The organism is Salinivibrio costicola subsp. alcaliphilus (assembly GCF_001996185.1).
GTDB classification, from domain to species: domain Bacteria; phylum Pseudomonadota; class Gammaproteobacteria; order Enterobacterales; family Vibrionaceae; genus Salinivibrio; species Salinivibrio costicola.
This window is the reverse complement of record NZ_MUFR01000001.1, coordinates 123682-135867: the sequence shown is the minus strand read 5'-3', so window position 1 is coordinate 135867 and position 12186 is coordinate 123682. Positions and strand designations below refer to the sequence as shown.

At 47.5% G+C, this 12186-nt stretch carries 11 protein-coding genes, 1 other RNA gene and 1 pseudogene; 9 read left to right on the top strand and 4 right to left on the bottom strand.

The window, feature by feature from the left end; translation table 11 throughout:
• Position 1 precedes the first annotated feature (1 nt).
• The 5 genes from BZJ21_RS00605 to BZJ21_RS00585 all read left to right on the top strand — a co-directional run bounded on the left by BZJ21_RS00605 (position 2) and on the right by BZJ21_RS00585 (position 4123).
• A complete protein-coding gene (locus tag BZJ21_RS00605) occupies positions 2-733 on the top strand; it encodes a VP0952 family biofilm-associated protein (protein ID WP_077668869.1) in 732 nt (243 codons plus the stop codon).
• 124 nt (positions 734-857) lie between these two features.
• An RNA gene (gene ffs, locus BZJ21_RS00600) (signal recognition particle sRNA small type) lies at positions 858-954 on the top strand.
• A gap of 264 nt (positions 955-1218) precedes the next feature.
• A complete protein-coding gene (locus BZJ21_RS00595; protein WP_236719486.1) occupies positions 1219-2598 on the top strand; it encodes an ATP-binding protein in 1380 nt (459 codons plus the stop codon).
• Positions 2595-3239, top strand: coding sequence for a response regulator transcription factor (locus BZJ21_RS00590; protein ID WP_077668868.1), 645 nt, complete (start codon positions 2595-2597; stop codon positions 3237-3239). Before BZJ21_RS00595 ends, BZJ21_RS00590 begins: the two co-directional genes overlap by 4 nt.
• Positions 3236-4123 carry a DUF2861 family protein gene (locus tag BZJ21_RS00585; RefSeq protein ID WP_021023830.1) on the top strand — a complete coding sequence of 296 codons (888 nt, stop codon included), beginning with the start codon at positions 3236-3238 and terminating at the stop codon, positions 4121-4123. The genes BZJ21_RS00590 and BZJ21_RS00585 overlap by 4 nt, the downstream gene beginning before the upstream one ends.
• Before the next feature lie 95 nt (positions 4124-4218).
• Here the strand turns inward: BZJ21_RS00585 and BZJ21_RS00580 are convergent, their stop codons facing one another.
• The 4 genes and pseudogenes from BZJ21_RS00580 to BZJ21_RS16840 form a co-directional block, all read right to left on the bottom strand.
• Positions 4219-4695 (bottom strand): Dps family protein, encoded by a 477-nt coding sequence (locus BZJ21_RS00580; RefSeq protein WP_021023831.1) that lies wholly within the window; start codon positions 4693-4695, stop codon positions 4219-4221.
• Between the two features lie 157 nt (positions 4696-4852).
• Positions 4853-6244, bottom strand: a complete 1392-nt coding sequence (locus BZJ21_RS00575) for an HD-GYP domain-containing protein (RefSeq protein WP_077668867.1) — start codon at positions 6242-6244, stop codon at positions 4853-4855.
• A 56-nt stretch (positions 6245-6300) separates the two neighbouring features.
• Positions 6301-6834, bottom strand: a complete 534-nt coding sequence (locus BZJ21_RS16845; RefSeq protein WP_269087428.1) for a methyl-accepting chemotaxis protein — start codon at positions 6832-6834, stop codon at positions 6301-6303.
• A pseudogene (locus BZJ21_RS16840) lies at positions 6829-7596 on the bottom strand (PAS domain-containing protein); the annotation flags it as partial. The pseudogene BZJ21_RS16840 and the gene BZJ21_RS16845, both read right to left, overlap by 6 nt.
• Positions 7597-8017: 421 nt before the next feature.
• Between BZJ21_RS16840 and BZJ21_RS00565 the strand changes: the two are divergent.
• The 4 genes from BZJ21_RS00565 (at position 8018) to betI (ending at position 12169) form a co-directional block, all read left to right on the top strand.
• A complete protein-coding gene (locus tag BZJ21_RS00565) occupies positions 8018-8581 on the top strand; it encodes a GbsR/MarR family transcriptional regulator (protein WP_021022513.1) in 564 nt (187 codons plus the stop codon).
• An 18-nt stretch (positions 8582-8599) separates the two neighbouring features.
• The gene (locus BZJ21_RS00560; RefSeq protein WP_021022512.1) at positions 8600-9949 is read left to right on the top strand and encodes a cytochrome ubiquinol oxidase subunit I; all 1350 of its coding nucleotides are present in this window, start codon (positions 8600-8602) and stop codon (positions 9947-9949) included.
• Positions 9946-10944, top strand: coding sequence for a cytochrome d ubiquinol oxidase subunit II (gene cydB, locus BZJ21_RS00555; RefSeq protein WP_021022511.1), 999 nt, complete (start codon positions 9946-9948; stop codon positions 10942-10944). The genes BZJ21_RS00560 and cydB overlap by 4 nt, the downstream gene beginning before the upstream one ends.
• A gap of 622 nt (positions 10945-11566) precedes the next feature.
• Positions 11567-12169, top strand: a complete 603-nt coding sequence (betI, locus tag BZJ21_RS00550; protein WP_021022510.1) for a transcriptional regulator BetI — start codon at positions 11567-11569, stop codon at positions 12167-12169.
• The last annotated feature ends 17 nt before the right edge of the window (positions 12170-12186 follow it).

Genomic DNA, 12186 nt, shown 5'->3' with positions numbered 1-12186 from the left:
CATGCGGATTTCCTCATTAGTTTGGCCCGCAATCGTGCTAGCGATTGCTATTGCTGCAAGTATCAGTGCCGGCGATGCCTTACATGGGCTAGCGATCATGGCGCCTGCGTTGTTTTTCTTCTACCCAGACAAATTGGCGAGTTGGTTATTGCTGTTGGGAATGGCGGCCTTGGCCCTTTCTTTACCGCAGTTACCTGCTTTGCTTGCGGCAAGTACTTTGCTGATCTTGCCAGCGTTATCTTTATGGTTTAATCCTGACCGGCATCCCCATGTTAAGTGGTTACTTGGGGCTGTGATGCTCGCTATTTTCGCAGGGATAATGGCTTTGCAGTCGGAAGCAAAATTAGGCGGAGCTCCCTGGTTTTTGGCTCTTCAACTTGCGGCGTTATGCGGGTTATGGCTATCGATGCAATATTGGCCGGGCTACCAACCACCTCGCCGTGGCGCTTGGCTAGTGCTTCCCATTCTGGCCGCGGCGGTTGGGTGGCCATCCGCGCTGTGGAGCGTGGCAGTGGTTGCGATGATTGGGCTGTTACAGTGGGTGGCGCTTACACCGCGTTTAGCCGCTTCACGTCACCCTGCGATGCACATTTTGCCGTGCGTGCCGTTTTTAGTTATTGCTTGGCGTGTTCCCTATCAATTAACGATGTCGTTACTGGTGGCGTGGGCCACTATGCTGGCGGCTATCTGGGTAGGTGAGTATTTACTCTTGGAAGACTCAGACGATGATTAAGTGATAATTGCTTATAAGATCAACAGTTAATCGGTAAGAAAACGAATCCTCCTTGCATTGCATCCAGCCTTGCCACATAATGCCCCGCAGTTAAGCAAGCTTAACGACATATCGATGGAGGCCTCCTTGGTTCTCCCGCAACACTATCTTGTGTACTGGGTCAGGTCCGGAAGGAAGCAGCCCGCGCTTGGGACGTGTGTGCCGGGATGTAGCTGGGGAGGTCTCCGCCCTTTCTGTTCCCCCCTAAAATCAAATGCTTCTCGAACAATACACCATCATTTTCCTGTGAATTCCACCGCCTATTTACACAACAAACTGATATGTGCACAACCAACTGATTTTTTGGGATGATATGAGAGTCTGTCTTCTATCATCGTCTGTTGACACCTGGGTGACACAGCCTGGCATGACTCGACTATGATCATTAAATATACAGGCAGCAGTGGGCCCAATGGAGGCGTGACGTGGTGATAAGGCGAATGTGGGTGGCATGGATAGCTATCTTGGTGAGTAGCCAAGTGATGGCGAGCGATCTACAAACGCAGCTTAAGGGGTTTTACGATGAAGCGTGGCAAGCAGGGACCCTGATGGTCGCTCAGCCGGCTTTAAACGCTTATCCTCAAGCTCTTTTAGTGAGCCAGGCACAATATCCAGATTTTGAACATTTTGATTGGCAAGATCTGAGCGCTCTCTACCAGGTCGTTCAAACCTGCCAACCTAATCCGCGCATTGTGGTACCAAGGCTGTTAGTTGCTCAGCGCTTCGAGCTTGCGCTTTGTCGAGAACAGCCCTTACCGGTTGAATGGTTTGAAAAAAATCCGCTACTTCATCCTGCTGGGGGGAGTTACGCCGAGCGTTATTTAAGCCATTACGCAATAAAGACACCACCGCCTGAACTGGTAGAGCGTGTGACTCTCGCCAATAAAAATCACCCTTTGCATGACGCACTGGCCGCGCTTAGTCAGTCAGGGCGTGATGCCTTGCTTAACGGTTACCGTGCCTATTTGGATGGAGACCGTCTGTGGTTAAATGGGGAAGAAGGGTGGAAAGCGTTACCTCGCACACAATGGATGTCGATCGCCGATAACTATCGTTTGAGTCTATCGACCCACTCAACGGGCTGTGACTACCGATATGGTAATATTTGTAATCAGTTACATCCCGCTTATCGAGGCGTCATGATTGCTATTTTGGTGGCTATTTTTGGGGCGCTAGTGCTGGGGTTAGCGCGCAGTGTTTATGATAGGTACCAACAGCGGCGCGAGCGCCAGTTTATCCTCCAGTTACTCACCCATGAACTGCGAACACCCATTGCCAGTTTGGGTCTGACGGTTGAGATGTTGCGCAATCAATTCGATAAGCTGGATGACTGTACGCAAGATGTGTTGTGGCGTTTATTGGCCGACCATCAACGGCTCAACCAACTGACGGAAACCAGCAAGGGATATTTAAGTACCGATAAAAGCGAGCAGTTTAAAACGCAAACAGCCTCGTTATCCGAGTGGTTAGATAACGTGTGTGACTGCTATGACATTGACTACACGTTAAACCAAGATAAGACATTAACATTGCCTTTCTACTGGCTCTCTATTTGTTTGAAAAATCTGATACAAAATGCGCATCAACACGGTGGCAATAAAGTTTGGATCCGAGTACATGTCGGCAAGCGAATTCGAGTGTGTGTCTATGATGATGGTGCTTTTCCTTCATGGTGGCAACGCGTTTGGCGCCGCTGTAAAGCACCAAAGTCTGAGCACAATATGGGGATTGGATTATTTTTAGTCGCGCGGTTAATGCGGCAAATGGGGGGTAAACTTTTGATTAGACGTCATCCTACTTGCTGCATGTTGGAGTTACCCCAATGAGCCATTTGCTATTGATTGAAGATGACACCTTGTTGGGTGAGGGCCTACGTCAATTTTTTGAGAGCCACGGTTTCCAATGTACTTGGTTAGTTGATAGCCACAAGGTAGAGAAGCACTGGTATCACGTCGATCTCGTTATCTTAGACCGGCAACTGACCGACGGTGATAGCTTGATTCAGCTTCCTCACTGGCTTTCCTTAAAAGCGCTCCCTGTTATTGTACTGACCGCGAAAATTGAAGTAGAACAACGAGTTGAAGGACTCATGGCAGGAGCAAAAGACTATGTGGTTAAACCTTTTTCACATCAAGAGTTGCTCGCGCGAATTTATGCCCAGCTTCGACCTTTGGGCGAGAGCCAGCTTTTGTATGGACCGATCAAGGTTGAGCCGGGATCGCGGAATGTTTATTGGCAGAATGAATCCGTGATGTTGAAACCGAAAGAATTTGACCTGTTATTATTGTTAATACAAAACCCAGGGCGAGTTTTTCATCGTGAAGAATTACTCAACAAGATTTGGGGTTATCAAGCGTTTCCCACCACTCGTACTGTGGATAATCATGTGTTGCGGTTACGACAAAAATTGCCCGATTTAGCAATAGAGACGCATCGTGGAGTGGGCTATCGATTGGTGATGCTATGACACGATGGGGACGCTTGCTGGTTCTCGGATTCGCGATGCTAAGCGTAAAAGTAAACGCTGAGCAAGCCTGGTTTGGTGATACGCCCATGCAACAGACCTACCAGGCATTAGCCGCCGACCGACCTACTGTTGCTTGGCAGGAGCTTATTTTTGCACTATCGCAAGAACAGATTGCTACCCAGCATTGGGCCGCGCTCAAACATGCGATCATCAATCAAACAGATTGTGGTCAACGCCTGACTGAGCCGAATGGAAAGGATATTCCACAAGGGCTTACCATTTCTTTTGTGCGACGCGCAGGAGCATCAAGCCTAGGTTATGAAATCAAACTATCGGCTGAGCATGTATCGCGTGCAACTTTGGTTACGCTCACTGATCCCAATGGTCAGACGGTGATCAGTGAAATATTAGGCGCTCAAACTGGATTTCAAGAAATTGAATCAGGACAACTTTTTACCCAAGTGGATCCAGGTGTTTACGAACTGCGTTTAGGTGGGCAGCACTACAGCTTGGTCGTTTACGGATTACCGCGGCGCCCTTGGGTGAAACTAATCGGCCATCCTGATCAACAATTAACGGTGGATTTGCCCAACACGCCAACCAGTTGCGCGCCGGCAGCCGCTTATTGGCTATGGCTAGATGATGCGTACCGATGGATCGAGCAAACGCCAATTTATGTGACAAGTAGCGCGGAAAACACACCGAGCCCGGTGAAGGTCTCGCTTCCCGTTAAACGTCCCGCTAAATCGGAACACTTGAGCGCGATCGTGACGCATTTTGAGTACCAAGGCGCTATCAAAGTGAATTACGTCGAACGGCTAGCTTTGCCTTTACCAGAAACACCTTACACCGCTGAATCAGTTAACGCCAGGCGAGTTAAATGACGCTAGGCGAGCGATCTATCAAACGTGTTTAAAGGCGAGAGACATAAAAAAATAGCCCGACAAAGCGGGCTATTTTTACGTTATCGAACAGGTGATTAGTTCAAGTATGCGTTGAACATCCAGAGTAGTTTTTCTTGTTCGCGGATGTAATCGCTCATTAGTGCTGATGTGCCTTCGTCGTCAGCTTCACCAGCGAGGCTCATAATGTCACGTTGTAGGCTAATTAATACACTAAACCCATCAACAATGGCGCGTAGACCGGCTTGACCGTTCGCCTCTGGTGCATGCTCTTTGATTTCACTGATTTTCAAATATTCACTGAAGCGGTGTTCAGCGGTACCACCAATAGTAAGAATGCGCTCGGCTACTTCATCGATCTTAGTTTGCAGATCGGTATAGATCTCTTCGAATTTTACGTGTAGCTCAAAGAAGTCGCCGCCTTTGATGTTCCAGTGAAAACCACGCACATTGGTGTACAGCACTTGGTAGTTTGCTAATAGCGTATCTAGGCGAGCTGCTAAATCTGCAGCTTTGGTGCTGTCCAATCCGATCAATGCTGATTGTTTACTCATCTAATGCCTCCTTAGTGGCAAAATCAATGTGTTAAATCGTCGCGCTATCGCGAAAATTGAACACTGGAAACTGTGTTGTTTCGATTGATGAAAATAGAATAACGTCCCGAATTAAAAAAGGAAAATGGAGTTAACCTATATACCTGATAGGTTAAGCCTATGATGTGATCGATGTATCGTCATGAACAATAAAATGCTCAGGAAGACGCTCGAGACCTGCGATTAACGCTTGTAGGCAGCGCGCGTCGATTGCCGTGCCAGTTTCTTCTTTCATGATGGATAAGGCTTTGTTCATTGGGATAGGGCCACGATAGGGACGCTCAGCAGTGATAGCATCAAAAATATCTGCGATGGTAATAATGCGAGTGAGCAGGGAAATGTCATCGCCCTGCATGCCGTCTGGATACCCTGAGCCATCGAGCTTTTCATGATGGGCGCTAGCGAACTTGGCGAGGTGATCGAATTGGTGGATTTTCGATAAGATGGTTTTACTCAGTGCAGCATGGCGTTTAACGTGCTCCCATTCCTCGTCATCCAGTTTTCCCGGCTTATCGAGCACATTATTGCTTACGCCGAGTTTGCCAATATCGTGCAGTAACGCGCCACGCTTTAGCCATTTTTTATCATGTTCACTGATGTTTAACTCGTCAGCAATTAAGCTAGCGTATACGGAGACACGTTCACTGTGACCCGAGGTGAAAGGGCTTTTGGCATCAACAATACGCCCAAAGGCAGCTGCAATGTCATCCATATAATCATCATCGACCCAAATGCATGTGTTGGCAGGCGTCATCGACAGGACTTCTTCTTTTAATGTGGGGCTATCCAGTTGCTGCCAAAATTGCGGTTCGTGAGCCAGCTGTAAAAAGGTATCGACGAGGTCGGGGTCAAACCAAGTGCCGCGACGGTTTTTCAGCTCGCGGAGTGCGGCGTCGACACCGGACTCGGTTCGGAAGACATCAATGACTTGCGTCATCAATGCGATGCGCGAAAACAAGGGGATCTGATCGGCCTTTAACTGATCAGGACGCCCACCACCATCATAGTGTTCATCCAGCGCGTAGATGGCTTCAGCAACGCTTTCACTAAAACGTAAATCGCGTGCGACATCGGCACCACGGGTACATCGCGTTTCGATCAGCTCTTGCGCATACATGTCGCCATGACGAATGATATCGAGTGTGGTCGAGAGCTTCTGCATAAACCCACGCTTTACGCCGGTATTTTTTAGTACGAAATTCAGTACGCTGGATAAGCTACCGTCCACTACCTTGTAGCTTTGTTTAAATGCTAAATCATTGGTGAGGTACAGTTCGCAGATCCGTGCCGCATTGCTGCTGCAGCCCGCATCTTTTAGCAGCAACGTATAGAAAAGATCATGACGTTGTTGATCATCGAGCGCTAAGGCGTCAGCGAGTTTCATTCCTAACCACGTGCAGCGCATACAATGTTCGGGTGGCTGTCCTTCAGTCATATCGAGCGCCGTACTCAAGGCTAGGATTAGCTCTGACAACTTTAACGAAGTCACGTCATTTATATGGGGTTGCATCTTATTTTCTCATCCACTTTATTGGTCCATTACGCGTTGGTGGTGAAGGTCTACTTTTAATGTGTGAGACCGCGAACGGTTGCCGACACTTCTTCTGCACCTGCGTGAATATCACTCATCACGTTATCGGCTGCGGTGACTTTTTCTTGCCCCATGGTTGATTGTTCAGTGACTCTTTCCATTGCCTCACTCACCCCTTTGATCAGTTGTAGGTTTTCATCGACGACATCGGCAATTTCTGTGGTGGACTTGCTGGTGCGTTGTGATAAACCTCGAACTTCGTCGGCAACAACCGCGAATCCACGGCCTTGATCACCCGCGCGCGCTGCTTCTATCGCTGCATTGAGTGCGAGCAAGTTAGTTTGTTCGGCGATTTGTTTGATCGTGGTGACGATGTTTTCAATGCTCTGTGCATGCTCACTGAGCTGATTTACCTGATTAGCGGCTTCGACAGCTTGGTCGGTGACGTTTTGCGATAGCTGAACGGCTTCTTGTAGTAAGGCGCTACCGTTTTCACTATGCTTGAGTGTTTGTTCTGATGATGCTTGAGCAAGCTCTGCCGCCTGATTAACGGCTTGATTTTTCTTCACTGTATCAGTGATTGCAGTCGCGAACTTGATCACGCGATAGACTTTACCATTGACATCAAAAACGGGGTTATACGTTGCTTCGAGCCAAACTTCATTACCATGTTTATCACGACGCAAGTATTGGCCAGACGTGAATTGGCCGCTGGCTAGTGATGCCCAGAAGTTTGGGTTATCTTCATAAAACGCGTGATCACAAAATATCTCATGATGCTGGCCTGCAATTTCTCGTGCTTGGTAGCCCACCGCGGCCAGGAAATTATCATTTGCACGAACAATTGTGCCGTCAGGTTCAAATTCAATCACCGCCAATGAACGATCGATAGCAGCCAGAATAGATTGTTGTCGTAAGCTCTCTTTGTGCTGTTTAGTGACATCCGCTGCCAATTTTCGAACGCTGACTACTTTGCCGCTGGTATCTTTGATCGGTACATAAGTCGCTTCCATCCAAATTTCTTGTCCATGCTGATGGCGGCGACGAAATATGCCTTTCTGTGGCTTACCTTGCGCGAGTGATTGCCAAAATTGTTGGTAACTTGGGTCATTAACGGTTTCTTCGAAACAAACCGCGCGGTGATGCTGGCCGATAACCTCATCACGACCGTAACCAATAATACTTAGGAGTTTATCGTTTACACTAGTAATGGTGCCGTCAGGCGAGAAGGTAATAGTCGCAATATGTGTATTGATGGCATCGAGCTCAGCTTGGAGTGCGGCTTTTTCCGTTTGGCAGGTATCCAATTCTCGCTGTGTCTTTTTGAACATGACAGCAAACTTCCTTCTGTTCATTGGTTAGGTATGAGCGTATTCAACTTGTTGTGCAAAAAGTTTACGCACATGTGCTTATTATAGAGTGCAACGTTTGTTGCGTTTGATCTTTTCTCTCATGTCATCATGGAATCTAGCGTAGCCTGTGATTTTTGCTGTTTTGAGTCATGTTTAGAAACACAATAATTATGTGTATCTATGCGTCGCCGTGCTTCCTTTTCCCTGCGTTCTTACGTATTCTTTGTGATTAAGATCATGTTCACATATCAGCCTGTGTAACATTTTCATAAAGCATCCTTACAGTTTGTAACTAAAGTCCTTTTCTATTTTCAATAATTTCTGAAAATTCCAAATTTTCATTGATCCCACGCAAAGAAACTCCGTATTATCCCTCAGACGCATTGTGAGGGAGATCAAAATGGAGTTGTCACAAGAATTACGCAACGTCGTGATGCACTTTGGTGAGATGGGAAGCCGTTGGGGCTTTAATCGCTCAGTCGGTGAAATGCTAGCGCTGATTGTGCTAAGCGAACATCCTTTAAGCGCTGACGACATTGTGTCTGCACTCAACATTTCTCGCGGCAACGTCAGTATGGCAACCAAAGAGTTGCAAGGCTGGAATTTAATCCGTTCACAGCGTACCCCCGGAGATAGAAAGGATTACTTCGTGCCCAATGGCACTATCTGGGAGTTGGCGCAGCAGGTGCTTGCTGAAAGGAAAAAGCGAGAAGTCGACCCCACCTTATCGATGTTGCGTTCACATTTTATGCGAAGCGAAGACGACGCAGACAGTCACGCGGTGACGCAGTTACATGAGATCCACGATCTTTTGGAGCTGTTCAACCATTGGTTTGATGATGTGCAGCAAATGAAACCTGAACATCTGAAAAATTTGATGAAGCTGGGTAGCAGTGTCGGTCGGCTTCTTGAGCTGTCGGGCAAGTTGTTTCACAGCAAGTCCAACGAAGAATCGGGTAAGTAACGTCCTGAGGGTAATGTCATGTTAGATACATTAATGTTGTCGCGAATGCAGTTTGCGGCCAACATCAGCTTCCATATTCTTTTTCCCACCATCACGATTGCACTCGGATGGATGCTGGTGTTTTTCAAATTCAGACACAATCGCACGGGTGAGCAAATTTGGCTCGACACCTATTATTTCTGGGTCAAAGTGTTTGCGCTGACCTTTGCGCTTGGGGTGGTCTCTGGTATCACCATGAGTTTTCAGTTTGGCACCAATTGGCCGGGCTTCATGGAAAAAGTGGGCAACATTGCGGGTCCTTTATTGGGCTATGAGGTGATGACGGCGTTTTTCATGGAAGCGACCTTCCTCGGTGTGATGTTATTCGGTAAAAACCGGGTGCCTAACTGGGTGCATACGCTGGCAACTTTGCTGGTGGCGATTGGTACCACGATTTCTGCTTTTTGGATCCTGGTACTCAATAGCTGGATGCACACACCAACCGGCTTTGAGATAATTGAAGGGGTGGTCCACCCAACCAGCTGGTTCGAGGTTATTTTTAACCCATCAATGCCGTATCGCTTAAGCCATATGCTATTAGCGTCAGGGCTGACCGCGTCTTTCTTAATTGCCGGTATTTCCGCCTATCAGAAATTGAAATCACCCACGTCCGGTGTGTCAGACAAGCCACTGAAAGTGGGGATTACGGCGGCCGCTATTTTGATCCCACTGCAAATCTTTATCGGCGACATGCACGGGTTAAACACCCTAGAACATCAACCGCAGAAAATTGCGGCGATGGAAGGGGTCTGGGAGACCGAGCAAGGCGCGCCATTACTGCTTTTTGCGGTACCTAACGAACAAACACGTTCAAACGACTATGAAATCGGTATTCCGAATCTGGCCAGTTTGATTCTGACTCACAAACTCGATGGTGAAATCAAAGGCTTGGAAAGCTTTGAGTATCATCCACCGGTGAAACCACTCTTCTTTGGTTTTCGAATCATGGTAGGCGTAGGTGTGCTCATGTTGCTGGTGAGCTGGTACACCGCGTACCGTGTATGGCGAAACCAGCCAATGCCTAAGTGGCATCTGATGGGGCTTGTGGCGATGACCTTCTCAGGCTGGGTCGCTACCTTATCGGGATGGTATGTCACTGAGATTGGTCGTCAGCCTTGGCTTGTTCAAGGTGTATTGAAGACGGCGGATGCGGTGACGACAGTCGCCAGTTCTAATGTAGGGATTTCATTAACCATCTATCTCACCCTCTATGCCGTGTTGATGGTGGCCTACATTCGAACCCTGTTCTTCTTGGCGAAAAAACGTTTGCCAGAGTATCAATCTGACGACGCAAACACCGCGCAGTCAACTAAAGAGGTGAACGTATGACCATCACACCACATTTACCTGAAATCTATCTATTGCTCTTTGGGTTTACGGTATTTATGTATGCCGTATTAGATGGCTACGATCTCGGGGTTGGCATGTTGCTCCCGAGCTGTAACCAAGCACAGCGCGATCGCATGATTGCATCGATTGGCCCTTTTTGGGATGCCAACGAAACGTGGTTAGTGTTGGCGGTTGGTATTTTGTTGATTGCATTCCCAACCGCACATAGCTTGATTTTGACTGAGCTATACTTGCCGACCTCAGTGATGTTAGCGGGATTAATCTTGCGCGGGGTCTCCTTCGATTTCCGTGCCAAGGTGCGGCCTGAACGCAAAGATCTCTGGGATCGTTGCTTTAAAGCCGGCTCTTTTATTGCAGCGATGACCCAAGGCTACATGATAGGCCGTTATGTGTTGGCATTTGATGAAAGCATCGGGGCGTACTTGTTTGCCTTATTAAGTGGCCTTTGTGTGACCGCAGCTTACATCTATATCGGCGGAACCTGGCTGGTGATGAAGACTGAAGGCGATTTACAAAAGCGAGCGGCTAAATGGTCGCGTCGTGGTGGTTGGTTAGCCGCGCTAGGCGTCTTAGCCATTAGCATTGTGAACCCACTGGTAAGTGAAACGGTTGCCGCGCGTTGGTTTGGCTTCCCTGAGATCTTGCTGCTCGCCCCCGTTCCATTAGTGTGTCTGGCGATTATGGTGCTGGTCGACCGATATTTACGCCATGTACCGGTTGAAAATGACGTGGGATACCAATTCCCATTCATTGGCGCGATATTCTTGTTCGCATTAAGCTTTTTTGGCTTGGCCTATAGTTTCTTTCCGGACATCGTCCCAGGAGTAATGACAGCACAAGAGGCAGCGAGTGCACCAGGTACCTTATTGATTGTGGGTTATGGTGCCATGTTTGTGTTGCCGATGATCTTCTTGTACACCGTGTTTGTCTATCGTGTGTTCTCCGGTAAAGCAACGGATCTTAACTACGAGTAATCTCTCTCACCGTTAGCCGTTTAACTGTTTTATGAGCGCCCAGTCCATCTTGTGATGGCCTGGGCGCTTTTTTATCCCTACATATTTGTCATTAACGCGGAAAAAGATAGTCACCCTAAACATTGGCTGCGTTAAATATTACATCTCGCTGGATTAGCCCTCCTTTCTATCAAGCAAAGACTTGATTTTTTCTGAGACCATTACGTTAGAGCTTGGTGCTCGATTCCATTTTTGTCTTATTTTATCTGATGATCGGCGATATGAGCGGATTTTCGTTATTTTTTTACGCTTTTTAGCGTTTTTGATGATGATGTCGCTGGTAATGAGTCAGGCTAAATCATAGCGCTTCTCTTGTTTATGACCCTTAATAATCGCTTGTGATAGTTGTATTTGCGGTCATTTATTGAGCGATTTGGTGATAAATACTGCTATCAGTACAAACAATTAGGTGACAAAAGAGTGAAGTTAAAATTGACTTAAATCATTGTTTTTGCTTTATCTAGCTGTTTTTTCGTGGGGTGGGGTGTAGCGAATTGGTTAAAAATAATGTTTGAGATCTAATTATTAGCGTGTAAGATTATCTTTAACTAATCGTTCAATTAAAAAAACGAATGGAGACGTAATGCCTAAGGTAGGGATGCCGGAAGTACGGAAACCGCAGCTGGTTAAGGCCACGATGACGGTCATCGGTCGAGTAGGGCTGCATGCAGCCACGATTTCTTTGATCAGTAAGGAAGCCGGCGTATCAACAGGCATTATTAACCACTATTTTGGTGGTAAGCATGGCTTGCTAGAAGAAACCATGCGAGTGGTTCTACGTGAGCTATCGGCAACGGTGATTAGCGCATTGCGCGAAACCCCACGCCACCACCATCAGGCGCGCATCAACGCGATCATTAACGCCAACTTTGAAGGGTTTCAGGCCAAATCTGATGTGGTTAAAACGTGGTTAGCGTTCTGGTCGTATGCCATGCATGACGATGAATTATACCGTTTACAACGCGTGAACGAAAAGCGCCTACTGTCGCATTTGCGCATTGAGCTACGTGCATTATTGCCGCTTGATCAGGCGGTGATGGTCGCTCAGGGGATTGCGGCGTTGATCGATGGTATTTGGTTGCGCGGTGCATTGAACCCTAAAGGTATTGATGCCAACAACGCTCGGACCATCATCAATGATTATTTGGATAAGCAATTGACCTTTTATGGTCGTCCTCAGAGCTAAGGCCGCAAACGCCTGAC